A 26,537-nucleotide genomic window follows, 5' to 3' on the forward strand; every position below is an offset into this window, starting at 1 on the left:
GATTATTCTCCTTGCTGCAAGACCAGTAGTTTTTCTTTCACTTGATGTAAAGCCTGAGAAAAGTCATGAATAAGATCATCCGGGTTCTCTAAGCCAACGGATAAGCGGATGAGGCTGTTTTTAATTCCTCGTTTTTCCCTTTCTACTTGGGACATAGCAGCATGTGACATTTTTGCCGGATAGGATAGAATGGATTCGACTGCACCAAGACTAACGGCAAAAACAGGGATTTTTACATTAGATAGAAAGACTTCAAGTGCTTGTTCATCCTGGAATTCAAACGATAAAACTGCACCAGGTCCTTTACTCTGACTTTTTTGAAGCTCGTGCTGTGGATGATTTTCAAGTCCAGGATAATAAACCTTCTCAATTAATGGATGAGTCTCTAAGAATTCTGCTATTTTAATAGCGGATTTTTGTGACTGTTCGAGTCTGACATGCAGGGTTTTTATTCCTCTAAGCACGAGCCATGCATCCTGTGGCCCAAGTACTGCGCCAAAAGAATTTTGTAAGGAATACAGCCTTTTACCTAATTCTTCATCCTTAACAACCGCAAGACCTGCAACGACATCACTATGTCCTGATAAAAACTTAGTTGCACTGTGGAGTACAACATCCGCACCAAGCTCTAAAGGTCGTTGGTACTCAGGGGTTAAAAAAGTGTTATCTACATAAGTGATTGCGTTGATCTCTTTTGCCAAAGTTGTAATGGCTTGGATATCCGTCACCTTTAATAAAGGATTTGACGGTGTTTCAACATAAAATGCTTTGGTGTTAGGCTGAATTGCCTCTTTTACTTGATCAAGATCTGTCATATCTACAAAGGTATGTTCAATTCCAAAACGAGTCAGTACCTGAGTGACCATTCGATATGTACCACCATACACATCGTCGGTAATTACTATATGGTCACCAGATGAAAGAAGAAGGAAGGCTGTTGAAATAGCAGCCATTCCTGACGAAAAAGCAAAGCCTCTCGTTCCACCCTCAAGTTCTGCGATAACATCCTCTAACGCTTCTCTCGTAGGATTTCCACTTCTAGCGTAATCGTATTTTCCGTAACTTTCTATATCAAATTGATGGAAAGTAGAAGCATGTTGAATCGGCACGCTTACTGCTCCCGTGGCCGGATCGACTTTATGCTGATTATGAAGGAGCTTGGTTTCAAAACTATAATTTTCTGAACTCATTATCCAATCACTCCTTCTTTTAATTTAGCTAGTGCATGTTCAAGGTCTTCAATGATGTCTGTTGGGTCTTCAAGTCCTACAGAGAATCTTAATAGTCGATTACAAACACCTGACTGAATTCGAATCTCTTCTGGAATATCGGCATGTGTCTGTGTTGCAGGATAGGTGATAAAGCTTTCAGTTCCACCAAGACTTTCAGCAAAGCAGATCAGTGAAAGACTTTGAAGGAATGGATTGACCCATGCTTCATCTTGTAAGCGGAAGGATACCATTCCACCTTTTCCTGGGTACAGTACATCTGTAATACCATCATGGTTAGACAGGTATTCAACAATCGCTTTTGCATTGCGTTCATGTCTTTCCATTCTTAGTGACAATGTTTTCATTCCACGCATTACTAACCAGGAATCAAAAGGACTTAAGACACCGCCTGCTCCGTTATGGTGGAAGGCAAGAGCCTCGCAAAGTTCTTTCCCCTTGGCAACAACAAGACCAGCAAGAACATCATTATGACCGCCTAAGTATTTGGTTGCACTATGGATGACAATATCTGCACCTAGCAGGATTGGTTGCTGAATTAGTGGTGTGTAGAAGGTATTGTCGACAATCAGCAAGATTCCGTGTTTTTTTGCGATTTCTGAAACAGCCGCAATATCTGATTCCTGCATAAGCGGATTTGTTGGTGTTTCTAGGAAAATTGCTTTTGTCTGCGGAGTTATGTTACTTTCAATCAATTCAATATTACAGGTATTTACATAATTTGTTTGTAATCCCCATTTTTTGAAGCCTTGTTCTAGTAATCTATAAGTACCACCATATAAATCCTCGCTCACAATCCATTCGTCCCCAGACTCGAAAAGAGAAAGAATTGTAAAAATAGCTGCCATACCCGAACTACAGGCAAATCCTTGATCTGCACCTTCTAAATCGGCAATCGCCTTTTCAAGCAGCTGTCGAGTCGGATTACCTGTCCGTGTGTAATCAAACCCTGTTGACTGCCCAATACCCTCATGACGGTAGGCAGTTGAAAAATAAACGGGAGGATTAACCGTCCCTGTCGCAGTTTCGCTGCGATTTCCAATTTGAGCTAGCTTCGTATCAATCTTATACATGGTCAACCACTCCTATATGAATAATAAAAAAAGTCTTCTTTAAGAAGAAGACTTTGGATGCTGTAAGCATTGTCATTCTTCTTATCTTCCAAGTTACCAATAACTTGTTGGACTTAGCACCTTTTCAATGAAATAACCATTGATGGTTGCTGAGGCGTCATAGGGCCATTCCCTCTACCTCTCTTGATAAGAACATAAGTATTTAGATTATTTATAAAATTTACTACAAATAGAAAGCCTAGTCAACATTTTTCTATTAATAATGACATAATAATGTTTGAAAGGTATAAAATGATGTATTTTCTAAGTTCGATATAAGTGATTTTCAGATTGACACGTTCTGTATAAAGAACTAAAATAAACTATATAGGGAAATAAAACCAAATTTTTTTATGATTATATTCTTTATTAAGTACAAAATCGCACTTTATATGTTTTTAATGGTGATGTCTCCTTTCCATTATCCCAGGAGGCACTCGGTCATACTGTGGGTCAGTGAACCTTAGACGCTAGTCGTCAAGAGTATGATGTGAGGACGGGTTAAATGCCCATTTTATAAAAATTTTCATTATGTGCTTTTAAAAGGAGTATATAATTAAAATTTTTCAAGAAAAAGAAAGGGGTGGGAACATGACTTTTCGACTGAGAATTTCTTTGTTTATATTATTTGATACATGTATTTTATTTTCATCGATTATCCTTAGTCATTATTTGGTAGAAGGAGACGTTACACTAAGTAGCCCTACTGCCAATTTCACGTTGGTGCTTTTGCTCACTCATTATGCCTTAACATATAGAAGCAAATTGTACAAAAAAGCATGGGAATATGCGAGTATAGGGGAATTATTAAGCATTTTTAAGGTTGTGAGTATATCAATTATTATTGCAGCATTGGTACAACAAGTGTTTTTTCATCTATCAAACTATCGATTTTTTACCGTTACATGGTTGATGAACTTAATTTTTATTGGTGGTACTCGATTCAGTTGGAGATTATTTCAGGAGAATTTTCTGATTAATGAAAAAAATAAAAGACGAACACTCATTGTAGGTGCAGGATCTGCTGGGATGATGGTGGCAAGGCAAATAAGAAAGAATAATAAAGCAGATCTATTGCCAGTTGGGTTTATCGATGATGACTTAAAAAAGCGGAATCTTGATATTTTAGGTATTCCAGTGATTGGTGGAACTGCAAACCTAGAAGAAATGGTTAGTAGAAACAAAATTGAAAACATTGTGATTGCGATTCCATCCCTAAGTAAAAAGGAATTAAATAAAATATTTATGGAATGTGCTAAGACAAGAGCTAAAACCCAAGTCCTTCCAATGCTCGAAGACCTTATGGTTGGAAAAGTATCTGTTAATCATTTTCGTGATGTTCAAGTTGAAGACTTGTTAGGAAGGGAACAAGTTGAATTAGATATTCAGAGTATTTCAGGATATATCAAAGATAAAGTGGTATTGGTTACAGGTGCAGGGGGCTCGATTGGCTCAGAAATCTGCCGCCAAATTTCTCTTTTTGAACCTGCTAAATTAATTTTACTAGGGCACGGAGAAAATAGCATTTTCTCCATAAATATGGAGTTAAGGGATTCTTTTAAAAATACAAACATCGAATATATTCCAGTTATTGCTGATATACAGGATAGCAGAAAAATGAGGGATGTAATGGCTACTTATCTTCCAGATGTGGTCTATCATGCAGCTGCACATAAGCATGTTCCATTAATGGAATCTAACCCAGAAGAGGCCATAAAAAATAACGTGATTGGGACCATGAATACCGCACAAGCAGCTAGCTATAATGGAGTTAAAACCTTTGTAATGATTTCTTCCGATAAAGCTGTGAATCCTACAAGTGTAATGGGAGCTACAAAAAGACTTGCCGAAATGATTATTCAACAGATGGATAAGGAAAGCCTAACAAGATTTGTTACTGTTCGTTTTGGTAATGTACTTGGAAGCAGGGGAAGTGTAATCCCATTATTTAAAAATCAAATCAAAAAGGGAGGTCCTATTACTGTCACTCACCCTGATATGGTGCGTTATTTTATGACGATTCCAGAGGCAACCAGGCTTGTTCTTCAAGCAGGGGCTTTAGCAAGAGGGGGAGAAATTTTTATTTTGGATATGGGGGATCCAGTGAAAATTGTTGATTTGGCTAAAAATTTAATAAATCTATCTGGTAACTCTATTGAAGAAATCGGGATTGAATACACTGGGATCAGACCAGGGGAAAAGATTTTCGAAGAATTACTAAAAGATGACGAGCTTACAGAAGAACAAATATATCCAAATATTTATATTGGGAAATCATCAACTATTTTTAGTCAGGAGATAGAAGAACTATTATCAATCTATGCGAATTTGAATCAAGATGAAGTAAGAAAGAGGATAGTAGATCTTGCAAACAAGAAAGGAACTACTGTATCCCAATTCCCAATCTTAATATAAGTATGATAAAGAAATGGGAGTGAATTCATGAAGAGAGTAATAGATGTAGTAATTTCTTTGATGACTTTAATTATTTTCTCACCTGTTATTGTACTAATTGGAATTTTGGTCAAATGGAAACTGGGTTCTCCTATCATTTTTAAACAGCAGCGTCCTGGATTAAATGGGAGGCCTTTTTATTTGTATAAATTCCGAAGTATGACGGAGTGGAAGGATAAAAATGGCTCACTTTTATCTGATGAACAACGTATGACCTCATTCGGATACTTTCTAAGAAAATTTAGTATTGATGAACTTCCACAATTTATTAACGTGTTAAAAGGCGAACTAAGTTTAGTTGGACCGAGGCCATTATTAATGGAGTATTTACCATTATATACTGAGGAACAAGCACTAAGACATTTAGTTAAGCCAGGGATTACAGGTTGGGCACAAATTAATGGTCGAAATGCGATTACCTGGGAAGAGAAATTTAAACTAGATGTTTGGTACGTCAAACATCAATCACTTTTACTGGATATGAAAATAATATGGTTAACGATTCTGAAGCTACTTCGCCCAAAAAACATTAGTCAAGACGGCCATGTAACAGTGGAATTATTTAAAGGTGCAGAGTTAAATAGAAGTGAAAAAAAAACGAACTATTAAAAAGTTGGAGGTGTTTGATTTGGTGTCTATACCCTCTAGAAATAGGGTTTTTCTTTCTCCTCCCCATATGGGTGGAACTGAATTAAAGTATATAAATGAAGCATTTGAATCCAACTGGATTGCTCCTTTAGGTCCAAATGTAGAAGCATTTGAAAAAGAAATAGCTAGAAGGTTCGGAGTTAATGGAGCTGTTGCTGTGAGTTCAGGAACCGCAGCCATTCACTTGGCCCTGTCAGTATTAAATGTTCAAAAAGGCGATACTGTCTTTTGTTCAAGCCTAACCTTTGTTGCTTCTGCCAATCCAATTTTGTATCAAGGTGCAGACCCTGTTTTTATCGACTCTGAACCCGATACGTGGAATATGTCCCCAACTGCACTAGAGATGGCATTCAAGCATGCGTTGGAGGAAGATAAAATACCAAAAGCAGTAATTATTGTGAATCTATATGGGCAATCAGCCAAAATGGATGAACTCTCCACTATTTGTAGAAGGTATCAAGTTCCTATTATTGAAGATGCTGCAGAATCATTAGGGTCAAGTTATAAAGGTACGGCAAGTGGAACTATAGGGGACTTCGGTATCTATTCATTTAATGGCAATAAAATAATTACTGCATCGGGTGGGGGAATGCTTGTTTCTAATAATGTGAGGGCACTGAGTAAAGCTCATTTTTTAGCAACGCAGGCAAAGGACCCAGCCCCATATTATCAGCATAGCCAGCTAGGTTATAACTACCGAATGAGCAATATAGTAGCAGGAATTGGAAGAGGTCAACTAGAGGTATTAGAAGAAAGAGTTAATTCTAGAAGAATGATTTTCAAGACTTATCAACTAGAATTAAAAGACCTTCCTGGTATTACTTTTATGCCGGAATTGAATGAGACATTCTCCAATCGATGGTTAACTACTTTAACCATAAACCAGGAAAAATCAGGTGTAGCTGTAAATGAAATTCTTGCTTCATTAGAGTCAGAGAATATTGAAGCAAGACCAGTATGGAAGCCTCTTCACCTTCAGCCGCTTTTTGAAAACTATAGCTACTATTCACATAGTGAGAATGAGAGTGTTTCAGAGAAGCTATTTAAAACAGGCATATGTTTACCATCAGGTTCCAATATGAAACATGAAGACCAAATGAGAATCATTCATTGCATTAGAAGTAAGTTTAATAGAAACATTAATCAGCGGAGGAATGAAGTGGTAACCTAAAATATGGAAAAAAGAGGGTAAACATATGATAGGAAAAAGAATAGCTGAAATCCGAAAAAAAAGAGGATATACCTTATCTGAGCTAGCAGACTTGGCTAAGATTTCAAAGTCATATCTTAGTAATATCGAACGCAATCTGCATAAGAATCCCTCCCTTGAAATCATGATAAGAATTGCTGAAGTTTTAAATGTTGAACTCGCTGCTTTATTAAATCCAGGAAGTGTTCAAAATACAGAATTTTCTATCGAACAGGAATGGGTGGACTTTGTTAGTGAATTAAAAGAAGTAGGGATGGAAAAAGACCAATTAAAGCAATACAAACTATTGATTGAATTTATTAAATGGCAAAATGAAAGAAGCGAATAATACAATTGGAGGACAAAATGGAGACTTCAATCACTTTAGTTGATTTTTTTAATGCTATTAAGAAACGTTGGAAATCAATTGCGACCATCACCGTTGCTGTGGTATTAATTAGCGTCTGTATTTCTTTTTTTGTATTAACCCCTGTATACCAGACTTCAACACAAATTCTGGTCAATCAGAAAAATACAGCGAATGAACTTGATCTAAGTTTAATGCAGGGCAATGTTGATTTAATTAGTACGTATAGCATGATTATAAAAAGTCCTGCAATTTTAGATAAGGTTATTGAAAATCTAGAGCTCACACAATCAGTAGAACAACTCAATAAACAAATCTCTATTGAGAGTCAAGAGAATTCTCAAGTCTTTTATTTGATTGTGGAGGATAGCGATCATGCAAGGGCAGTTAAAATCGCTAATTCTATTTCTGAAACCTTTGAAAGGGATATAAAAGAAATAATGAGTGTTGATAATGTTAGTATCCTCGCCAAAGCAGAACTAAAGGAAAATCCTATCCCCATTAAACCTAATCATATGCTGAACATTGCTATTGCAGTGGTAGTAGGAGTATTAACAGGAATCGGTTTGGCGATTGTTTTAGAAACCTTGGATAAAACATTGAAAGACGGATATGATGTTGAGACCTATTTGGGGTTACCTGTTATAGGATCGATTGAAAGTACTTCTGGAAAAAAATTTAAAAAGGTAAAAAAATATAATTCAATAACTAAATTGGGTGGTGAAACTCTTGAGTCCTAAACTAAAACAGAAAATTAATCGAACGGTCAATCTAATCACCCATAGTAATCCAAAACTGCCCATTTCTGAACAATATCGACAAATTAGGACAAATATCCAGTTTTCCTCAGTTGATAAAGAAGTTAAAACCATTTTAGTAACATCACCAGAACCTTCAGATGGCAAATCAACCATAGCTGCTAATCTTGCTATTGTTCTTGCACAGCAAGGAAAACCGGTATTACTGGTAGATACCGATTTGAGAAAACCTACCGTTCATTTCACGTTTAATCATAACAATTTAAATGGAATGACAAGTGTTTTAACAAAGAAAATCTTATTACATGACGCTATTACAAAAACGGATATCCCAAACTTAGAAATATTAACAAGTGGGCCAATACCTCCCAATCCTTCCGAACTATTAATTTCAAAGACGATGGAAAAGATAATTGAGGAACTAAGGGATATGTTTGAGTATGTCATATTTGACACGCCTCCTGTACTTGCTGTTACGGATTCACAAATTATCGCCAAAAAGTGTGATGGTATTGTTATGGTTGTTGCGAGTGGAAAAACACATAGAGAACAGGCCTATAAAGCGAAAGTGTTGCTAGAAAAAACAAAAACTCAACTGCTCGGTGTCGTAGTGAATGGAGTAATTGCTAATAAGGACCAGTATTATTACGAATATAAATAACAATGTGGAATGGTATTTTAAAGGAGGGTGGGGATAGACTGGTGAGTTATTCATTGGCAGTTAACTATAATCAAAAAAACACAAATTTCCTATTTACAGTTGCTATTGGTTTAATGGCTATATTATTGCACCAGTCTCAAGTTATTTTTGGTGTTAACCTTTCACTGGCCGATATATTTTGCTGTTTTATTTTAATGGTATTAGTATTCAGTAATCAGGTAGAGATTCCTATTACAGCTTTTTGTTTTTTTATTGTTGTTTCTATTGTAGTAATCCTTTCTTCTGTTTTTTTTGTTCCTGCTAAATTTATGTATAATCCCAATTTCCTAGCACTTTTTAGTGAATATGCAAAATTATTAGCAATATTTACGTATTTTATTATTGGTTATAACTTGTCGCGTATTAATCTTATCGAAAAAACAGTGAAGTGGTTTTCCAATTTTGGGATTTTTATAGGAGGAGTGGGAATAGTCTTCACTGTTTTTAATATTCATGCTTTATCTGATATCTTGTTTTATGCTGACACAAGGTATAGAGGACTAATGATTGATCCTAATTACTTTTCTGTCCTACAAGTTGCTGCACTTGTTTATATAAGCAGGGTACATACTAGTAAGATAGGTTACAAGTATTTGGCGTACTTAATCATAATAATGTCAGTATTAACTTCTGGATCAAAAACTGGAATTATTACGCTCTTTAGTTATTTAGGTTTAAGAATAGTAGAATACTTATTTATTCAAAATAAAAAAGCAAATGCAGTGATATTGCAGTTATTTTTAATTGTCCTAGTCCTTATAGTAGTTCCATTAATTTCAACTGTTTTTCTTAGTATTGTTAATTTTTTAGGATCCAGTATACCTTCATTTGACAGAGTTCAGGTTCTTTTTTCTGATTTTAGCAGTGCAATTTCGGAAAATGGATCTGGAAGAAACATCACTTGGAGAGTAGCTCTTCAAGTGATATCGCTTTCACCTGTTATTGGAATTGGAATCGGAACTTATTCTACGGTGGCTAATCAGATGTTTCATTCAAATGATATCTCTCATAACACATTTTTACAGTTATCTGCTGAGTGGGGAATCCCATTGGCGGCAATGTTATTTTCTTATATCTTTTTACTGCTGGGAAAAGCAACATTTTCTCGAATACCTAATAAATCAGGATTCAACCTTATTTTAAGGGATATTATCATTATACTTTTAATTGGTTCAATGGCAATTTCATTAAATAACGCTCGAATTCTTTGGTTAACTTTAGGGGCCTTAACATTTTCATTAATTAGAAGAAAAATACCAGGAAAAAAGGAGGTAAATGATGATTGGCAAACTTCACAATTACATAAAGAGGAAAAAGGAGATTATTACTAATTTTAATGAAAATACAAAATATATGTGTTCGGGAGAATATATTTTAGATGATTCCCTAAAATACTTTACTAGAAATGATTTTTACACGAAAAAAAGAGCATATAAAATGTTACGTTCAGATTATTATCCATTTTCAATAAAAGCTTTCATTCTTGTATTAAGAAAAACTTTGTTTAGAAAGAATATTACTATCCCAGACCACGACCTACACATTGAAGAGTTTTCCGGTACGGTATATAGACCAGTTAGAAGCTCTAATGGGTATAGTGATAGTAAAATTTTTGATTTATCCCAAAACAAGGTCTTATCTATTTTTTCAGATGAACATGCTTACCAATCAGTGATAGAAAACTATGAATATTTTAAAGTGCATTTCCCTTTGCCTGCTATTTTATGGAAAAATAATGAAAGATTATTAATAATGGAAGAACTAGTTTTATTTCAACCAAGGAATACATGGACGCAAGAAGACTATTTGTTTGTCATGAATGATATATTTGATCGCTACTTTATCTATTATAAAGAGTGTATCAAGAAGGAGAACCATTCTTTTAATACCCCATTAGATTTATTAAACTCGCTAAAAAAGCACAGTGAGATAAATTTTATTAAGAACCAAATTACTCCGGAAATATTACAAATGAAAATTCCATATATAAAACTTCATGGGGATTTATGGACATCCAATACTTTATTAACAAAAACAAATACCCGCCAGGTTAAATATATTGATTGGGAATACACTAATGAATTAATTTTTTTCTATGACATTTTTAATATGATTTGGCTGGAGTTTTATGTTAATAATAATGGTTTGTATCTAGAGAAATATACCAAAGGAGAATATGATTTTTATTTAAAAAGGATATTTTCATTATTTAATATAACGTTTAATGCCAAGTATAGAATTGATTACTTCAATATTTTCTTTTTGAACTTTTTCATAGAAAGATTATCCGAATTAAACACCATTGATAAAAATGACTACATAAATCAATACAAAAGGTTCTTAACTAAAATAAGCTAATATCTAGTAGATAATCAGATTAGTAGGCGATAGGATGAAAAAAACAGTAATTATATTGATGTTAATAACGATCATTTCAAAGTTTTTGGGCTTTGGAAGGGATATAATTTTATCGTATTTCTATGGAGCCTCAAATATAAGTGATATTTATTTAGTTTCCCTCACAATTCCAACCATTCTATTTGCCGTGATTGGGAAAGGGATATCTGCTGGTTTTATCCCCTTATATACACGTATTGAGAGTAAGGAAGGAACTGAAAAAGCCAACCATTTTACCAATAATGTTGTTAATCTCGTTTTATTTATTTGTACTGTAATTTTTATACTTGGTATGTTTTTCACAGAATCTGTTGTGAATGTAATTGCAGTCGGTTTTGAAGGAGAAACTTTAAAGTTGACCATCGCTTTTACAAGAATAACGTTAGCGGCTGTATATTTTATTGGAGTGAATTATGTCTATGTCGCTTTTCTCCAAATAAAAGGAATATTTATTATTCCAACACTTATGGGACTCCCAGCTAATTTGATTTTTATCGCGTCTATCTTCTTAAGTTCTCTTACAACTATTTATATAATGTCTATTGGTGCATTAATAGCTATTTTTTCTCAATTTTTGCTCTTGATTATCTATGTATATAAAAGTAGCTACAAGTATCAGCTTAAATTAGATATTAACGATAATAACATTCGAAAAATGATGATATTAGCATTACCAGCAATACTAGGAACTTCCGTGGCACAAATAAATATATTAATAGACCAGACGTTGGCATCGAAGATTGCTGTTGGGGGAATTACTGCATTAAACTATTCGAGTACATTAAGTGTAGTTATTATTGGAATATTTGTCCTATCCATTAGTACCGTTTTATATCCAAAGATATCAAAGATATGTGCCGAAGATAAAATGGACGAATTAAAATTAGTTCTTTCTGGGGCAATTAGTGCAGTTAACGTCTTGGTGATGCCTGCAATTGTCGGATTAATGATCTTTGCTGAACCCATAGTAAAGTTATTGTATGGTAGAGGCGAGTTCGATACTCAAGCTTTATTAATGACCGCTAATGCATTATTCTTCTATTCAATTGGAATTATTGGTCTAAGTCATAGAGAAATTTTAACCAATACTTTTTATTCTCTTCAAGATACCAAAACACCAATGGTTAATGCAGCTATTGCCATGTCATTAAATATTATTTTGAACCTCATATTATCAAAGTTTCTAGGAATCGGCGGTCTGGCACTTGCCACAAGTATATCATCGATAATCTGCACATTACTCTTACTAATTAGTCTCAGGAAAAAGATAGGATCCCTTGGCTTAAAAACATTATCATTTTCTTTTATGAAAATAGTGATCGCTTCTGTTGTTATGGGGGGATTTAGTAAGCTTGCATATAATTTCTTAATCAATATAACTGGGATGACTATTTCCTTATTCCTATCAGCATTACTAGGAGGGGGTGTATATTTTATTTTGATTTACTTTTTAAAGATTAAAGAAATAAATAACTTTGTTCTCGAAATAAAGGGACTAATAAAGAATAAAGTAAGAAACTGGGGTGCACACTGATGAAAATTTTATATGTTACTACAATATCAAATACAATTAATGCATTTTTAATTCCACACATAAAATTGTTGATTGAACAAGGGAATCAAGTAGGGCTAGGGTTTAATACAGTTCAAGAAATAAGTCCTGAATTAATTGAATTAGGTTGTAAAGTTCATCATGTAGAATTTCAAAGAAGTCCATTTAAGAAGGCAAATCATATTGCCTATAAAAAAATAAAAAGGATTGTTATAGAAGAAGGATATAAATTAGTTCATGTTCATACCCCGGTAGCTTCATTTGTTACTCGATTCGCCTGTAGAAATATTCCTGATATAAAAATGGTCTATACTGCTCACGGATTTCACTTTTTTAAGGGAGCACCAAGGAAAAATTGGATTTTGTACCATAGTCTGGAGAAAATTGCAGCAAGGTGGACCGATGCGTTAATTACTATGAATGAAGAGGACTATAAATCTGCTAAAAAACTAAAATTAAGAAATAGTGGCACGACTTTTAAAGTACATGGTGTAGGGCTTGATTTAAAGAAATTTTCTCCCCAAACTATTCAAGAAAAAAATAAGTTACGAAAAGAGTATGGATTTAACTCTCAAGATTTTATTTTAATAAATGTTGGGGAACTGTGTTATAGAAAACACCAAGATTTATTAATAAAGTCTCTTTATATATTAAAAGATAGAATCCCTGCAATTAAACTCCTACTAGTAGGAGACGGGGAAATGTTAAGTGTATACAAAGAGTTGGTAAAACGTTTGGGAATAGAAAAAAAAGTTGAATTTTTGGGTTTCCGCCAGGATATTCCAGACCTAATGTTAATTTCTGATATTGCCATCTCTACATCTAGGCAAGAAGGTCTTCCTGTGAATGTTATGGAGGCAATGGCTACAGGACTTCCATTAGTTGTTACTGACTGTAGAGGAAATCGAGATTTAGTAAGTAGTGGTGAAAATGGAATAGTTGTCGATTTAAATGATAGTCAGATTTGTGCAAATGCAATTGAGAAGCTTTATAAATCAAAAGAATTAAGAGGCAATTTTATTAATAAAAGCCAGGATTATATTAAAGAATACTCAGTAGAAAATGTATTATGTGAAATGAAAGAAATATACTCATTGTTTAGTAATGTGAGATTGAGGGAAGAAGGTCCAAATCATAATAGGAGTATGGTCCATAATCAATGAATTAGTAATATGGGAGGGGGATGTTAAGAATTATTAAATGGAAACCAGGAAAAATTACATTGTTTGTTACTTTAATTGTTTTCTTAGTGGGAGGTTTAATCTATTTACAAAAGGTTAATCAAGCGGGAGAACAATTTCAATCGTTCACTTTAAATTCAACTAGTATTACCCTAGGGATAAAAGAGTCTTACCATACTTTTATGATTAAGAACAATAAGGACGGTTCTAAAGTAAATGTGACGGAAAAGAGTAAATTTTCTTCCTCAGATCAAAATGTTGCCACCGTAGACTCATCTGGAATAATTACGGCAAGAAGTTCCGGATTTGCTACCATTACAATTAGTTATGAAGGTTATACAAAAAACATAGAAGTTTCGGTTATAACTAAGCTTCCTCAAGTGAATGTAAAAGATTATGGAGCTGTTGGTGACGGTGTGGCAAATGAAACAACTGCATTTCAAGATGCTATAAATGACCTTGCTTCACAAGGTGGGGGGGACGTATTTGTCCCAACGGGTACCTATGTTTTACATCCTATTTTTTTAAAACCTAAGGTCAATCTAGTGGGAGAAAACCGTGATACTGTCACATTAAAATTGGCAGATGATGTACCTGATGGATATAATCGGTTAATTAACATGGACAATTATACAAAGGTCCAAAATATTACTTGTGATGGTAATTACAAGAAACATCCAAATGGAACTGAACATATGCATTGTATATTTGCTTTTGATTCCGACCATCTTTTAATCGATAACAATAGATTGAAGAATGCAGTTGGAGATGGAATATCAATTTCTGGAACTACAAAGGCTAGCGATTATGTCATCATTTCGAACAATATTGTGGAAGAAAATCAACGATCTCAGATTGTTATCGAGCAAGTTAATCATTTGAAAATTATTAATAATGCTATTAGCTCCGTGACTGGCCGACCTGGTATTCACTTTGAGCCGTGGGAAGAGATTCAATATTATGATGCAAAAATAACGGGAAATACCATTACAACGAACTCAGATGAATATTCGGTACTACTCAGAGGTGGTGATTCTGAACTTTCCGGTATCGGTGGTGAGGGATATTTATATTATGGAATTGAGTTTTATCAAAATACTGTGAATTCCCCAACTGGTGTGTTTCTGATAGAGGATACATCAGGAGCAAAAGTATATGATAATACATTGGATGTTGAGAGTGTAAAAGTGTGGAGGAAAAATGAAAATGTAAGTATATACAATAACATGCTAAAAGGAGAAATGGGCATTCACATTGAAGGAGGTTGGGAGGGTAAGCTAGTTTCAAAAGGGACAAAGATTTACGATAATATCATCGATTCATTTAAAGATGGGGTATTAATTGAGGATGGTGCAGATAAAACAAACATCCATAATAATACTTTTTCAGGTTCAGGGAAAGATTCAGGAGTTAACCTATTCGCCTCAGAAAACATTCAGGATATAACCGTCTCCGACAATTCATTCAGCAATTATGAAAAAGGAGTATATTTTGGATATTATCCAAAAGTAAAATCCTTAATAAATGGTGTAACGATAAAAAAAAATAACTTTGAAAATCTAAGTGAATATGCTCTGCATATCATGGGTTCCGTTGAAAATGTCCTTATCGATAGCAATGATGTAACCCATTCATCTGGTGCATATGTATACGTACACGAAGGACGCCCAATGTCTAATATCAAAATTCTTAACAATGACATCTCAGGTGGTGAAAACGGAATCACGTTAGACGAATACGGAAGTGGCATTTTGAATGGTTTAGCTATCAAAGGTAATCGAATTTCTTTTACAACGGACTCTGCGATTGAACTAGATAGAAATGCAGCACCCAAAAATGTAACTATAAGTGAAAATGTATTAACCAATAACAAACGAAATGTCATCACAGTTCCTGATTCTATACTAAATGTAGTGAAAAACAATATCGCTCATTAAATGCTGTACAAATTTTTTTATTCATTTCGTTCTTTTTAAAGAATGTTTTTTTCTTTAAGGGAAATATCATTATGAAAAAGGAGATAAAAATATGAAATCCACTCCTCGTACGGCTTATATTTTGCAAATTCACAAAAATCCTGACCAAGTGAACATGTTTATTAATCAGCTTATATCTGAAGGTCTGGCCGATGTATTTATTCATATTGATAAGAGGAAATATGAACAATTGTCTGGAAAGTTAGTAAAAAATAAACATGTGAAAGTTCTAGAAAAAAGCATTATATGTGAGTGGGGCGATATTAGTCAGGTAGATACAACAATTATGTTGTTAAGAAAAGTAGTAGCTTCAAATAATCATTATGATTTTGTTTGTTTACGGAGTGGGCAGGATCTGTTGGTAAAAGATGGTTTTAAAGAATTTTTATTGGAAAACAAAAATAAAGTATTTATGGACTTCAAAAGTGTTACCAAGAAAAATATGTGTGCAATGGAAATAAAATGGCCCAAAAAAGCCCGTAGCCGATATACTTCTGCGCACCCTATTAGAATTTTTAGGAGAGTTCTTCAAGATTTATATAGCATTGGAATTAATCTATTCCCGAATAAAAATTTTTGGCCAAAAGAATACTCATTTTATAAGGGATCCCAATGGTTTACGATACCGTTTGAAGTTGCAAAGTACATCATAGATTTTCTAGATGATAATGAATGGTATTATAATTTTTTTAAAAATACCTTTACTCCGGACGAATGGTTTTTTCACACATTGATTATGAATTCACACTTTAAATCCAATGTAGCAAATAACAACCTCTTGTTTTTAAAATGGGGGGAAAAGTTTAGCGAAAGAAATTCCCCTCAGTGTTTAACCATGGCAGATATTCATGTAATTGAGAAATCTGATAACTTTTTTGCTAGGAAATTTGATGAGAACATCGATAAGCCAGTGATTGAATATTATAAAAATCATGCTAGGTTTGGCGGTAATATAAAACCTAAAAAGAAAGAAGTAATGAGTCATGCATAATATACTTTCCGATTATCAAACAATTAATTACCTTGAGAAGAAGTGGGGTTCTTCTTTTTACTTATTAAATACTAATAAGCTAAGGGAAAATTACAAACAAATAAATAGCGCATTTAAAAGCAGATATCGAAATTTTATTATTGGTTATTCCTATAAAACTAACTATCTCCCTTATTTATGTAAGGAATTGTCAAAGCTAGGTGCCTATGCTGAAGTTGTTTCAAGATTAGAGTATGACTTAGCCATTAAATTAGGCGAAGATCCTAAAAAAATTATTTTTAATGGTCCCTTAAAAAGTAGAGATGATATTTTTCTAGCGCTAAAAAATGAAAGTATTGTAAATCTTGATTCTATTTATGAGGTTGAGTTTGTAAAAGAGTATGCGTTGAATAATCAAAATAATCAAATAAAAGTTGGGTTAAGATTGAACTTTGATATTTCCGAAAATGGGGTTAGTGCCCTTCAAGAAGGATATGAGTTAAGTAGATTTGGTATTTGTGTTGAGAACGGAAACATGGAAAATATTATTAGTGAGTTGAAGGATAAACAGAATGTCAAGATAGTAGGATTACATGGTCATTTTTCTACAAGAAATAGAAGTGTAGAAAATTATCGAAAAATCACTGAAACTCTCTGCTTCCTAGCAAAGGAACATTTCCCAGATAGCATAGAATATATTGATGTTGGTGGTGGTATGTATGGAGAATTACCCAAATCATTTCAAACCAACGCACCAACATTTGATGATTATGCTGATGTTATATGTAAAATTATGAATGATGAATGGGGCAATTTTTCTAAAAAGCCTACATTGATTATCGAACCTGGAATTTCTATGGTGGCAAACACGTTTACTTTTTTTGCAAAGGTGATAGAAACAAAGGTGATTCGTGACCAAAATTTTGTGTTAGTCGATGGAAGTGTTCATAATATTAAACCAACCATGCATAGAAAAAATCTTCCAATGAAGATTGTCGCCAGTAACGAGGATAGGAAGTACGGGATCTATAATATTGTTGGGTATACATGTATGGAAAAGGATTACTTAGCACATGAAGTACAGGGGGAAATACCAAACCAGGGTGATTTTGTAAGCTTTGAAAATGTAGGAGCTTATACCATCGTTTTTAACCCTCCATTTATTAAAGAGAGGCCAAGTATTGTAGCAAAAGACGGGGATGAGATGTTTGTCGTTAGGAAAAAGGAAACACTTAAGGAATTCTTTAATGAAAATATATATGCTTTTTAATTACCAATAAGAGGTGTGCTCATGAATATATTGATATGTAGTGCTGGTAGAAGGGTAAAGTTAATTAAATATTTTAAAGAAGAATTGAATAAAATTGGAGGAAAAGTCATAGCTGTTGATTGTGATTCAACCGCACCAGCATTACATTTTGCAGACATTATGGAAACTGTTTCTCCAATTAACGATCCAATGTATATTCAAAATATTAAAAGTCTCTGCAAAAAGTACCAAATAAACGCAGTATTAAGTCTCATCGACCCCGAATTGTCAATCTTAGCTGACAAAACAGATGAGTTTTTGGAAGACAATATACAGGTAATTGTATCAGACAAAAAGATAGTAGATATGTGTTTTGATAAATATTTAACCTATAGAATTCTAAAAAGTAATAATATTCCTGCTGTACCAGCTTTTTTAAGCTTAAATGAAGTATTAAATGAATTAGAGAATAAACATCTTACTTTTCCTTTAATCGTTAAACCAAGAACAGGCAGTGCAAGCATAGGAGTTCGTGTAGCCAAATCGGTCGAAGAACTTGAAAATATGTTAGATACTTCTGAAGATTTAATCGTACAGCCATTCATGGCAGGAGAAGAATATGGAATCGATTGCTATGTTGATTTGATTAGCAATAAACCAACCCATCTTTTTTGTAAACGTAAAATAAAGATGAGAGCGGGAGAAACAGATAAATCCGTAGCGGTAAAAAATCAGAATTTGGTAGAGATTATTGAGGATCTGCTAAATAAACTAAAGCTGATAGGTCCTATCGATATTGATTGTTTTAAAACAGAATCAGGTTATGTAATTTCCGAAATAAATCCTCGATTTGGCGGAGGATATCCTCACTCTCACGAAGCAGGTCAAAATTTCGTGAAGTGTATAGTAAATAATTTAAAGGGGATTTCGAATCAATCTCAAATTGGAGACTATCAAGAGGAATCAATCATGATAAAGTTTGATGATGTTATGTTACTGAATTAGGTAACCAAGAATTGAGGGATAAGTATGTATGAAGTCATTTCATTTGAAGACGTTCCAAAATGGGAGAAAAAGATGAATGAGCTATCCAAAAAGGATGTGTTTTATCGTCTTTGCTACTCAAAGTTATATCAAGAAATAGGAGATGGTGATCCTTATTTATTCTTTTTTGAAAATGAACAAGGTCAAAAATTATGCTATTCGTTTTTAAAGAGAAAACTAAATAAATTGCCATATTTATCTGAAGATTTAGAGGGTGCTGCATTATATGACATCATAACCCCCTCTTATGGTTATGGTGGACCATTATATGATCATGCAGATTATCCATTAATCCAACAATTTAGGAGAGAATTTGAAGACTATTGTAAAGAGGAAAATATCATTACAGAATTTATTCGTTTCCATCCACTACTCCAAAACCAAAGATATATGGAAAATTTTCTAGAAGTTTCATATGATAGAGAAACGGTCTATGTTGATTTAACAAAAAGCCAAGATGAATTAATTTCAGACTATCATAAAAATCACAAAAGAAATGTAACAAAGGCAATAAAAAACAACTTGGAATTTAGAGTTTTTAAAGGAAGTCAAATTGAAGAGCAACTAAAAACATTTTACGAAATGTATAGTGAAACGATGGATAAATTGAATGCTTCAGATTATTCCTATTTTTCTAGTGATTATTTACAGAATCTAGTTAGTGGTTTTGAAGACCATTCAATTATGGGTGCTGTTTTTTATAAAGATAAAATGGTGGCTGCGGCACTGTGTTTGTATGATGGCGGTACACTCCATTACCATCTAGGTTGTTCAAAACAGAAGTTTTTAAATTTAGGGACCTCCATATTTTTGCTGCACAATATTGCACTTTGGGGAAAAGAGAACGGATTGCAATCCTTTCATTTGGGTGGTGGTCACATTGGCAGGGATTCTTTATTTCAATTTAAGCACCGTTTTAATATTAAAGGAACACTGGATTTTTACATTGGAAAGAAAGTTCATAATCCAGAAATATATAAAACCCTAATAGGGAAGTGGGAAGAATATTATTTAAAACCCTCAAATAATTATTTCTTCCCGGCATACCGTTCCCTTGCAAATAAGGTACCTGCAATTATAGAGTAGAAATAGATAACCTTTATCATTGGTATAAAAATAGGTTAAGGTTATTCTTACGGTCAATTGTTGCTAAAAGGACATTACTGACTTCAGTCTGATGCTGGCTCCTTAGTGTGTTTATGAGCCACCCTTCATCCTTATTTAGTTGTTGGAGTTCATTTAGTTCAATTTTGCCTTCCTTTATGATGGTCTTAGGAAGGTCAAAGGGCTCTGTCACCAAGTTATAGGTTGATGGGGTAATTGCCTCGTATTTTGGATCCAAAAAAACGGACAATTTCCCATCAGCTTCCCACAATGCTAATGCAACTTTTTTAACATCCTCTACTTTTTCTTCCCGTAATTCTTCTAATAAAATATCGATGGATATTCTGGCTTTATTCAAACCTTTATTGATAATTTCCCCGTCTTTAACAAGTGTAATGGGTGCAGGAGTAATTAGATTTCTTATCCTCGGAAATTTTAATATCGTATAAACACTGCCAATATATAATACCACCAAAACCACAGTAGTCGTCAGAGAACCCTTTAATCCAAGATGTTCATCTGACAATGGGTGGGCAATGATGTTCCCAATTATAAGAGCGATAGCGAAATCAATCAATCTTAGTTGCGCAATGGAACGCTGGCCCATTGCCTTGGCTACAAGAATCAAAAAGAAATAGGCTACCACTGCGCGAAGGATCCACTCAAATGTCGTTAGTGTTTCCTGACTATGAAAGAAATCCAGCGTTACCACATCCTTAGGGTTAGGTTCTAATTTCTTATAAACTTAACACAAACCGGGTAAGGCACCTTAATATCTGATTGTAAGAGAGTCAATTTACCAGTGTTTTCATCTCTTGAATATAAAACGATATTGCTCGATTCTTGATTAGAAGCAACAATGAATTTTTCAGAAGGGTCAATCTCAAAATCCCTTGGCCAATCTCCTTCTGTTGAGGTGTGTTCTACAAAGCTTAGTTCACCGGACTCTTGATTGATTTGGAACAGGGCAATGCTGTTATGACCACGGTTACCAGCATAAACAAAACGACCGTCCGCAGAAATATGTATGGCACTTCCTTGGTTATTTTCTGTAAAATCTTCCGGCAGAGTAGAAATATATTGTATTTCAGTAAAATGGCCGTTTTCTGGATGATAATTTAATGCTATAACCTCGGAGCTAAACTCGGTCATGATATAAGCATATTTTCCATTAGGATGGAAAGCAATGTGTCTCGGGCCGCTGCCAGCCTTTATTGGAAGAAGACTTACTTTTTCAATTGTGCCATTGTCATTTACTTTATAGGTAATTAGGGCATCAGTTCCCAGTTCAACAACAGCTAAATATTTTTCATCCGGTGTGACTCCTGCGTAATGGGTATGCGCTTTTTCCTGTCTTGGGTCAGGACCTGAACCCTCATGTTTAAAAATTGACATAGCAGGCTGCACGGAGCCATCTTCGTGATTTAGCAAAGAGGATTCTACTGTTCCTTTATGATAATTAGCGCTAAAAACATAGTTGTTTTTAGTGTCCACACTAACATGACAAGGTGATGCACCTTCTGAGAATTGGCTGTTTATTGCTGTTAACTCACCGTTATCGTTAATAGAAAAAGCTGCTAATCCTCCAGTGTCACCTTCTTTTACAACGGAATAAAGATAACGATTATTTGAGCTAATTGTTAGATATGTAGGGTTTTCTAACTTAGCTGCAACTTTAACGTCTACTATAGTCCTCTTATCTGTGTCTAGCGTGAAAGAATAAATACCTTCGCTATCACCTTTGGTATATGTTCCGATAAAACCTGTGTACTGTTTTTTTTCAGTCATCATTTAAACTCCTTTAATGAAATATCATCATTTTATTTTATCAAACTACCCAAAGAATTATTAAAACATGTTCTAGTGAGTGTATGTTTTATGAATACATTAAAAGACAAAAATATACAAGTAATAAGTATCATTAGTCTATTTTCGACCTCAAATCATTTATCTATCTCCGACCTTCTCTGTACTTTTATTATCTAAGTGTATAAATTTGTCATAATTTTTAGAATTAATTATGTTCGATATAAAGAATATGTGTGGTACTATTTTCTTATGAACTTTATAACTTTAATTAGATATAGGCAAATCTTTCGAAAGATTAGGGCGCAAAGCTTCAGGTCTAAAGTGCTAAACGATGACGGCTGAGTAGCCTAGGACAAATATTTTAGGAGGACACCCTTACATGTTACCCACTCTATTAGATGAAAAAGAAGTAGATAAGGAATGGCTAGAACTCATCTTAGAAGCTCGATATTTAGGGATTACTGTTGATGAAATTAAGGATTTCCTAAAAGACCCTTCGAATACATAAACATGTCCTCCTTTGATATTTACCTACTTAGTAAAGCTGCCAATTGTAGCTTACAAAAAAAGGATTATGAAAAAAGAAATTGCTCTAAAAAAAATGTCCATTAAAATGGGCCTTTTTTCGTTTAAAGGACAATCTAATAATATACGTTCTGATTAATAGGCATTTTTATTTTCATTACAGTATAAGTTTAGTAAAATTTAATCTAACATTACTGTATGGAGTTAAAACTATCACATAAATAAGGAGTTTGATTATGGCGCAAGGAAAAAAAAGTACTAAAAAAGGAACGACGAAACCACAATCCTCATCATCAAAATTTGTTTTTTGGATTATTGGATTGATTGCAATAGCTATTATTGGATTTATCTTTCTAGCTAACAACCAGAAATCTGATGATAGTGCTAAAGAAGCGATTGATTATTCCAATCAGCCTTTTTTAGGTGAAGAATCAGCACCTGTTTCAATTGTAGAATTTGGCGATTATAAGTGCCCGAATTGTAAAAACTTTGCGGAAAATGTTGTACCACAAGTAGTAAAAGAATTTGTTGATACAGGCAAAGCAAAATTTTATTATTTCCATTATCCATTTATTAATGTTGATTCAGATCGAACAGCTAAATTTTCAGAGGCGGTTTATCATGAGTTAGGCAACGAAAAATTTTGGGAGTTTCATGAACTTATTTTCGATAAGCAGCCGGAAGATACCCGATATGAAACAATTGATGTTTTTACAGAGGAATTTTTAACCAAAACATTGCAAGAAATGGCTACTGAGGAAGAGGTTAATAAAGTAGTTGCTTATTTTGATACAAAAGCTCCGGAAGAGGCTTGGAAAAGTGATGAAGCCCTTGGAGGAAAATTAGGAGTTAGTGGAACACCTACCATTTTTGTTAATGGGAAGCGATTTGATGGACAAACAATGGACGATTTAAACAAATTAGTAGAGGAAGCGGCAAAGGAGAAAGGGAATGAATAAACCTTTACTGCTTGCATGGGTTGCAGCACTTATTGCAACCATTGGGAGTTTGTATTTCAGTGAAGTTCTCCACTACATTCCATGTACGCTTTGCTGGTATCAGCGAATCTTTATGTATCCATTAGCAATCATTCTAGGAATTGCCTTTTACCGAAATGATAACGATATTGTGAAATACACCTTACCGTTATCGATCATTGGAATGCTCATTTCAGGCTACCATACGGCTCTTCAAAAGATTCCCTATCTGCAGCAATTTGAAATGTGTAAAAGTGGTGTACCTTGCTCAAAAGATTATATTAACTGGCTTGGATTTATCACCATTCCAATCCTGGCGTTTACCGCGTTCACGATTATTACCATTTGCTTAGTTATCATTGCACGAAACCAAAATAAATAAGGCTCAAGCAAATGCTTGAGTCTTATTTTTATTACCGTAATTTAGATTGATTTGCCAAGGAATGCTGTTAGCATCCATACATGTTTTTCTAAACCAGAATGAATTGCAAGGAGCATATCGCCTGTTGTTTCATCGTCCTTTTCACCGGCAATGCTCATACCTTCTTTTAATTCTCCAATAATAATTGAAAAATCATTAATAATGGTTTGAACCATTTCTTCAGCAGTTTCGCTGCCTTGTGCTTCTTGAATAGATGAAAGTTCTAGACATTCTCTCATAGTAGCAACAGGATTTCCTCCGATTGCAAGTAATCGTTCTGCTAATTCATCTACATGCAATCCAGCCTCGTTATAAAATTCCTCAAATTTAGCGTGCAAGGTAAAAAACTGCCCGCCCTTTACATACCAATGGTAGTTATGTAACTTGATATACAATACTGACCAGTTTGCAATTTGTTTATTAAGTATGCTGACTAATTGATTTTCCATTATGAACCCTCCATCATTTTGTCCTCTATTATATTATTACCAAAAATTTAAGGAGAAACCTGTGCTAAATTGAGGGATATTTTGTCAATTTCGTGAAGGATTTCTTTGTTACAATGATATTTCATGAAATAAGCATGAAACAGACTGTAATAATATTTCCTTAAGATTACATTTATGGGATTATTGTGGGGAGGAAAGTCGGTTGGTTGATCATTCCATTTAATAGATAAATGCTTTCATAGCAGGAGCTACTTATCCTATTTTCACACTGGTTTTTTTTGGTTAATGAATAACTATGTTACAACTGATAGCCTTATTAGTAGAGAAAACAACGAGAATACTAGGAGGCTATAAAACATGAACAAACTAAAAAAACTTGTTATTGCAGCGGGATTAATTTTTTCAATGTCAGCATTTACAGGCGTTACTAAGTCGGAGGCAGCTACAACACACAAGATTCAATATGGTGAGACATACTGGAAAATAGCCAAAGGATTTGGTATCCCTGTTAATAGCTTAATGAGTGCAAACAATAGTAAATCGCTTATTGCAGGTCAAAATATGATTCTACCAGACTCTCCAATATCAGCGGCAGATGAAGAATTAATGGCGCGATTAGTTCGTGCAGAAGCAGTTGGCGAGCCATATGCTGGAAAGGTAGCAGTTGCAACTGTTATTCTTAATCGAGTGAAAAGTCCAGACTTCCCTAACACTGTTCGTGGAGTCATTTATCAAATTGCAAATGGACACTATGCATTTACCCCTGTTGCAAATGGCCAAATCAATCAGCCAGCAGACGCAGCGTCCAAAAGAGCGGTTAATGAAGCAATCGCTTTGATGGGTAAAGGTAATGGCTCTTTATTTTTCTACAATCCAAAAACAGCAGTAAGCGATTGGATCTTCTCACGTGAAGTAACAGTAACAATCGGAAATCATCGTTTCGCTCGGTAATTTAAGGGACGCTTGGATACTTTTCCAGGCGTTTTTTCTTATTCTAAGTTTGCTATAAATAATCCAGCTAAAAGGAGTAATTTATGATTAGAATTATTTGACTATTAAGAAAACCCCTCTTTATATTATGGTGATGAAAAGATGATTCCAAGGATTGACAATATTTGGAGGAATTTTTGGTGCGGATTAAAGAATGACTAAATTTCTTTATTCACTGTGTGAAGGTTATTAGGTAACTACACGTTTTGAAAATAGTATTACAAAAAAATATCTCCTACCAAAAAAGCAGTGGACTCGTAGTATAGAGTACACTGCTTTTTTTAATTTTATTTAATTTTAAGAGCAACGAGGCTGGCAAAATCATGGATAATAGTTGCAGCAAGTAAGGATGTGATCTGGGTTGGGTCGTATGGCGGTAAAACCTCAACAAGGTCAAAGCCAATAAAATTAAAATCTGTTAGGGAACGAATGATTTGTAACGTTTCAAAGCTGTTTAACCCTCCAACCTCAAGAGTCCCTGTTCCGGGAGCACAGGATGGGTCAACAAAATCAATATCAAAACTAAGAAAACATGGTGTATCCCCAATTTTCTCTTTCATTTCCCTCACGACATTATCAAAGCCAAGTTCCTTTAATTCAGGAGTGGTAATCACATGATACCCTAAATCACTACTTGATTCGATATCTCCAGGATGATTAAGGGTTCCGCGAATACCAACCTGAAAAACCTTATCGGGAATTAATAAATTTTCCTCATATGCACGAATGAATGGTGAGCCATGCCAATATTTTTCTTCATAGTAAGTGTCCCATGTATCTGTATGCGAATCAAAATGAATTAATGCTACAGGACCGTGGATTTTGGCTGCTGCTCTAAGATTTGCTAGTGTAACAGAGTGGTCGCCACCTAGTCCAATCGGGGTGATTCCCTTCTCCATTAATTCCATCACTGCTTTTTCCATTAGCTCATAGCTTCGGTGAATATTATGAGGAATAACCGATACATCTCCGATATCTATGGCGTTACATGCATCAAATGGATACACCTTATGAATAGGATGGTAGGGAAATAACGTCATAGAGGCCTGACGAATTGCTTGTGGTGCAAAGCGGGCCCCTACTCGGAAGGAGGCAGCTGTATCAAACGGGAGTCCCACAATGGCTAATTTAGAATTTTCCCTGCTTGAGGGCAACCTCATAAAGGTTCCTGTAGTACAAAACTCGGGTTTAACATCCGGTGTTAAAGGATAATGCATTTTACATTCCTCCAGTCTTTTATTTGTACTAGGATATGTTGCAATTTTTGTGCCAAGATTAAGTTCCTTATTGGCCCAATCCCTCGTGACAGTCGTTATTTAATATGGAATAATGTATGCAGGAATGAATAAATCTAAAAATTCAAAACCTTCAATAAGGTAATGTTTTAAATTTAAATATTAGTATACACAGCGATGATTTAATGAGTATAAACTTTG

The 26,537-nt window shown here is 34.3% G+C and carries 25 protein-coding genes and 2 riboswitches; of the genes, 19 read left to right on the forward strand and 6 right to left on the reverse strand.

What is annotated here, in order from left to right:
• Positions 1 to 2 precede the first annotated feature (2 nt).
• Complete coding sequence (gene metC, locus ABC255_RS05760; protein ID WP_412991988.1) at positions 3 to 1,190, reverse strand: cystathionine beta-lyase; 1,188 nt, start codon at positions 1,188 to 1,190, stop codon at positions 3 to 5.
• Complete coding sequence (locus tag ABC255_RS05765; protein ID WP_412991990.1) at positions 1,190 to 2,302, reverse strand: methionine biosynthesis PLP-dependent protein; 1,113 nt, start codon at positions 2,300 to 2,302, stop codon at positions 1,190 to 1,192. The genes metC and ABC255_RS05765 overlap by 1 nt, the downstream gene beginning before the upstream one ends.
• 78 nt (positions 2,303 to 2,380) lie before the next feature.
• A riboswitch (SAM riboswitch) is annotated at positions 2,381 to 2,495 on the reverse strand.
• A 437-nt stretch (positions 2,496 to 2,932) separates the two neighbouring features.
• Between ABC255_RS05765 and ABC255_RS05770 the strand changes: the two genes are divergently transcribed.
• From ABC255_RS05770 to ABC255_RS05840, 15 genes are all read left to right on the forward strand, one after another.
• Positions 2,933 to 4,756, forward strand: coding sequence for a polysaccharide biosynthesis protein (locus tag ABC255_RS05770; protein WP_412991992.1), 1,824 nt, complete (start codon positions 2,933 to 2,935; stop codon positions 4,754 to 4,756).
• A 27-nt stretch (positions 4,757 to 4,783) separates the two neighbouring features.
• Positions 4,784 to 5,404, forward strand: coding sequence for a sugar transferase (locus ABC255_RS05775; RefSeq protein ID WP_412991993.1), 621 nt, complete (start codon positions 4,784 to 4,786; stop codon positions 5,402 to 5,404).
• A 19-nt stretch (positions 5,405 to 5,423) separates the two neighbouring features.
• Positions 5,424 to 6,614 carry a DegT/DnrJ/EryC1/StrS family aminotransferase gene (locus tag ABC255_RS05780; protein WP_412991995.1) on the forward strand — a complete coding sequence of 397 codons (1,191 nt, stop codon included), beginning with the start codon at positions 5,424 to 5,426 and terminating at the stop codon, positions 6,612 to 6,614.
• 25 nt (positions 6,615 to 6,639) lie between these two features.
• A complete protein-coding gene (locus ABC255_RS05785) occupies positions 6,640 to 6,981 on the forward strand; it encodes a helix-turn-helix domain-containing protein (RefSeq protein ID WP_412991996.1) in 342 nt (113 codons plus the stop codon).
• A gap of 17 nt (positions 6,982 to 6,998) precedes the next feature.
• Positions 6,999 to 7,739, forward strand: coding sequence for a YveK family protein (locus ABC255_RS05790; RefSeq protein ID WP_412991997.1), 741 nt, complete (start codon positions 6,999 to 7,001; stop codon positions 7,737 to 7,739).
• Entirely contained in the window at positions 7,720 to 8,418 is a 699-nt protein-coding gene (locus ABC255_RS05795) for a CpsD/CapB family tyrosine-protein kinase (RefSeq protein WP_412991999.1), read from the forward strand. The genes ABC255_RS05790 and ABC255_RS05795 overlap by 20 nt, the downstream gene beginning before the upstream one ends.
• Before the next feature lie 53 nt (positions 8,419 to 8,471).
• Positions 8,472 to 9,788 (forward strand): O-antigen ligase family protein, encoded by a 1,317-nt coding sequence (locus ABC255_RS05800; protein ID WP_412992001.1) that lies wholly within the window; start codon positions 8,472 to 8,474, stop codon positions 9,786 to 9,788.
• The gene (locus ABC255_RS05805; protein ID WP_412992002.1) at positions 9,736 to 10,815 is read left to right on the forward strand and encodes a hypothetical protein; all 1,080 of its coding nucleotides are present in this window, start codon (positions 9,736 to 9,738) and stop codon (positions 10,813 to 10,815) included. Before ABC255_RS05800 ends, ABC255_RS05805 begins: the two co-directional genes overlap by 53 nt.
• Positions 10,816 to 10,849: 34 nt before the next feature.
• The gene (gene murJ, locus ABC255_RS05810; RefSeq protein WP_412992004.1) at positions 10,850 to 12,388 is read left to right on the forward strand and encodes a murein biosynthesis integral membrane protein MurJ; all 1,539 of its coding nucleotides are present in this window, start codon (positions 10,850 to 10,852) and stop codon (positions 12,386 to 12,388) included.
• The gene (locus ABC255_RS05815; RefSeq protein ID WP_412992005.1) at positions 12,388 to 13,569 is read left to right on the forward strand and encodes a glycosyltransferase family 4 protein; all 1,182 of its coding nucleotides are present in this window, start codon (positions 12,388 to 12,390) and stop codon (positions 13,567 to 13,569) included. Before murJ ends, ABC255_RS05815 begins: the two co-directional genes overlap by 1 nt.
• 20 nt (positions 13,570 to 13,589) lie before the next feature.
• A complete protein-coding gene (locus tag ABC255_RS05820; RefSeq protein WP_412992006.1) occupies positions 13,590 to 15,524 on the forward strand; it encodes a right-handed parallel beta-helix repeat-containing protein in 1,935 nt (644 codons plus the stop codon).
• Positions 15,525 to 15,615: 91 nt separating this feature from the next.
• Complete coding sequence (locus ABC255_RS05825; protein WP_412992008.1) at positions 15,616 to 16,554, forward strand: beta-1,6-N-acetylglucosaminyltransferase; 939 nt, start codon at positions 15,616 to 15,618, stop codon at positions 16,552 to 16,554.
• Positions 16,547 to 17,803: a type III PLP-dependent enzyme domain-containing protein gene (locus ABC255_RS05830; RefSeq protein ID WP_412992010.1), complete on the forward strand. Its 1,257-nt coding sequence runs from the start codon at positions 16,547 to 16,549 to the stop codon at positions 17,801 to 17,803. The genes ABC255_RS05825 and ABC255_RS05830 overlap by 8 nt, the downstream gene beginning before the upstream one ends.
• A gap of 21 nt (positions 17,804 to 17,824) precedes the next feature.
• Positions 17,825 to 18,787: an ATP-grasp domain-containing protein gene (locus ABC255_RS05835; RefSeq protein ID WP_412992012.1), complete on the forward strand. Its 963-nt coding sequence runs from the start codon at positions 17,825 to 17,827 to the stop codon at positions 18,785 to 18,787.
• Between the two features lie 24 nt (positions 18,788 to 18,811).
• Entirely contained in the window at positions 18,812 to 19,912 is a 1,101-nt protein-coding gene (locus tag ABC255_RS05840) for a lipid II:glycine glycyltransferase FemX (RefSeq protein ID WP_412992014.1), read from the forward strand.
• Between the two features lie 16 nt (positions 19,913 to 19,928).
• Here ABC255_RS05840 and ABC255_RS05845 read toward each other — a convergent pair whose 3' ends face one another.
• Together ABC255_RS05845 and ABC255_RS05850 are read right to left on the reverse strand one after the other, a co-directional pair.
• The gene (locus ABC255_RS05845) at positions 19,929 to 20,633 is read right to left on the reverse strand and encodes a DUF421 domain-containing protein (RefSeq protein ID WP_412998491.1); all 705 of its coding nucleotides are present in this window, start codon (positions 20,631 to 20,633) and stop codon (positions 19,929 to 19,931) included.
• Between the two features lie 26 nt (positions 20,634 to 20,659).
• Positions 20,660 to 21,718: a lactonase family protein gene (locus ABC255_RS05850; protein WP_412992016.1), complete on the reverse strand. Its 1,059-nt coding sequence runs from the start codon at positions 21,716 to 21,718 to the stop codon at positions 20,660 to 20,662.
• A gap of 288 nt (positions 21,719 to 22,006) precedes the next feature.
• A riboswitch (cyclic di-GMP riboswitch) is annotated at positions 22,007 to 22,090 on the forward strand.
• Between the two features lie 28 nt (positions 22,091 to 22,118).
• Between ABC255_RS05850 and ABC255_RS05855 the strand changes: the two genes are divergently transcribed.
• The 3 genes from ABC255_RS05855 (at position 22,119) to ABC255_RS05865 (ending at position 23,623) form a co-directional block, all read left to right on the forward strand.
• Positions 22,119 to 22,247: an anti-repressor SinI family protein gene (locus ABC255_RS05855; RefSeq protein ID WP_412992018.1), complete on the forward strand. Its 129-nt coding sequence runs from the start codon at positions 22,119 to 22,121 to the stop codon at positions 22,245 to 22,247.
• Positions 22,248 to 22,500: 253 nt separating this feature from the next.
• A complete protein-coding gene (locus tag ABC255_RS05860; protein ID WP_412992020.1) occupies positions 22,501 to 23,223 on the forward strand; it encodes a DsbA family protein in 723 nt (240 codons plus the stop codon).
• Entirely contained in the window at positions 23,216 to 23,623 is a 408-nt protein-coding gene (locus ABC255_RS05865; protein WP_412992022.1) for a disulfide oxidoreductase, read from the forward strand. The genes ABC255_RS05860 and ABC255_RS05865 overlap by 8 nt, the downstream gene beginning before the upstream one ends.
• A gap of 41 nt (positions 23,624 to 23,664) precedes the next feature.
• On the opposite strand, the gene ABC255_RS05870 is transcribed toward ABC255_RS05865, so the two are convergent.
• Complete coding sequence (locus ABC255_RS05870; RefSeq protein WP_412992023.1) at positions 23,665 to 24,111, reverse strand: Dps family protein; 447 nt, start codon at positions 24,109 to 24,111, stop codon at positions 23,665 to 23,667.
• A gap of 357 nt (positions 24,112 to 24,468) precedes the next feature.
• Here ABC255_RS05870 and ABC255_RS05875 point away from each other — a divergent pair, with 357 nt between their 5' ends.
• Complete coding sequence (locus tag ABC255_RS05875) at positions 24,469 to 25,062, forward strand: cell wall hydrolase (protein WP_412992024.1); 594 nt, start codon at positions 24,469 to 24,471, stop codon at positions 25,060 to 25,062.
• 326 nt (positions 25,063 to 25,388) lie between these two features.
• On the opposite strand, the gene speB is transcribed toward ABC255_RS05875, so the two are convergent.
• The gene (gene speB / locus ABC255_RS05880; RefSeq protein ID WP_412992025.1) at positions 25,389 to 26,318 is read right to left on the reverse strand and encodes an agmatinase; all 930 of its coding nucleotides are present in this window, start codon (positions 26,316 to 26,318) and stop codon (positions 25,389 to 25,391) included.
• Positions 26,319 to 26,537 lie beyond the last annotated feature (219 nt).

Source organism: Neobacillus canaveralius (genome assembly GCF_047237705.1).
GTDB classification, from domain to species: Bacteria; Bacillota; Bacilli; order Bacillales; family Cytobacillaceae; genus Neobacillus; species Neobacillus niacini_K.

What these genes read in the sequence shown, in the direction of transcription:
- ABC255_RS05825 (WP_412992008.1), top strand. Translation starts at nt 15,616, where the DNA reads ATGAAATCCACTCCTCGTACGGCTTATATTTTGCAAATTCACAAAAAT.
- ABC255_RS05860 (WP_412992020.1), top strand. Translation starts at nt 22,501, where the DNA reads ATGGCGCAAGGAAAAAAAAGTACTAAAAAAGGAACGACGAAACCACAA.
- ABC255_RS05770 (WP_412991992.1), top strand. Translation starts at nt 2,933, where the DNA reads ATGACTTTTCGACTGAGAATTTCTTTGTTTATATTATTTGATACATGT.
- ABC255_RS05865 (WP_412992022.1), top strand. Translation starts at nt 23,216, where the DNA reads ATGAATAAACCTTTACTGCTTGCATGGGTTGCAGCACTTATTGCAACC.
- ABC255_RS05840 (WP_412992014.1), top strand. Translation starts at nt 18,812, where the DNA reads ATGTATGAAGTCATTTCATTTGAAGACGTTCCAAAATGGGAGAAAAAG.
- ABC255_RS05815 (WP_412992005.1), top strand. Translation starts at nt 12,388, where the DNA reads ATGAAAATTTTATATGTTACTACAATATCAAATACAATTAATGCATTT.
- ABC255_RS05875 (WP_412992024.1), top strand. Translation starts at nt 24,469, where the DNA reads ATGAACAAACTAAAAAAACTTGTTATTGCAGCGGGATTAATTTTTTCA.
- ABC255_RS05870 (WP_412992023.1), bottom strand. Translation starts at nt 24,111, where the DNA reads ATGGAAAATCAATTAGTCAGCATACTTAATAAACAAATTGCAAACTGG.
- ABC255_RS05820 (WP_412992006.1), top strand. Translation starts at nt 13,590, where the DNA reads ATGTTAAGAATTATTAAATGGAAACCAGGAAAAATTACATTGTTTGTT.
- ABC255_RS05790 (WP_412991997.1), top strand. Translation starts at nt 6,999, where the DNA reads ATGGAGACTTCAATCACTTTAGTTGATTTTTTTAATGCTATTAAGAAA.
- ABC255_RS05850 (WP_412992016.1), bottom strand. Translation starts at nt 21,718, where the DNA reads ATGACTGAAAAAAAACAGTACACAGGTTTTATCGGAACATATACCAAA.
- speB (WP_412992025.1), bottom strand. Translation starts at nt 26,318, where the DNA reads ATGCATTATCCTTTAACACCGGATGTTAAACCCGAGTTTTGTACTACA.
- ABC255_RS05855 (WP_412992018.1), top strand. Translation starts at nt 22,119, where the DNA reads ATGTTACCCACTCTATTAGATGAAAAAGAAGTAGATAAGGAATGGCTA.
- ABC255_RS05785 (WP_412991996.1), top strand. Translation starts at nt 6,640, where the DNA reads ATGATAGGAAAAAGAATAGCTGAAATCCGAAAAAAAAGAGGATATACC.
- ABC255_RS05835 (WP_412992012.1), top strand. Translation starts at nt 17,825, where the DNA reads ATGAATATATTGATATGTAGTGCTGGTAGAAGGGTAAAGTTAATTAAA.
- ABC255_RS05775 (WP_412991993.1), top strand. Translation starts at nt 4,784, where the DNA reads ATGAAGAGAGTAATAGATGTAGTAATTTCTTTGATGACTTTAATTATT.
- ABC255_RS05830 (WP_412992010.1), top strand. Translation starts at nt 16,547, where the DNA reads ATGCATAATATACTTTCCGATTATCAAACAATTAATTACCTTGAGAAG.
- ABC255_RS05765 (WP_412991990.1), bottom strand. Translation starts at nt 2,302, where the DNA reads ATGTATAAGATTGATACGAAGCTAGCTCAAATTGGAAATCGCAGCGAA.
- ABC255_RS05805 (WP_412992002.1), top strand. Translation starts at nt 9,736, where the DNA reads ATGATTGGCAAACTTCACAATTACATAAAGAGGAAAAAGGAGATTATT.
- murJ (WP_412992004.1), top strand. Translation starts at nt 10,850, where the DNA reads ATGAAAAAAACAGTAATTATATTGATGTTAATAACGATCATTTCAAAG.
- metC (WP_412991988.1), bottom strand. Translation starts at nt 1,190, where the DNA reads ATGAGTTCAGAAAATTATAGTTTTGAAACCAAGCTCCTTCATAATCAG.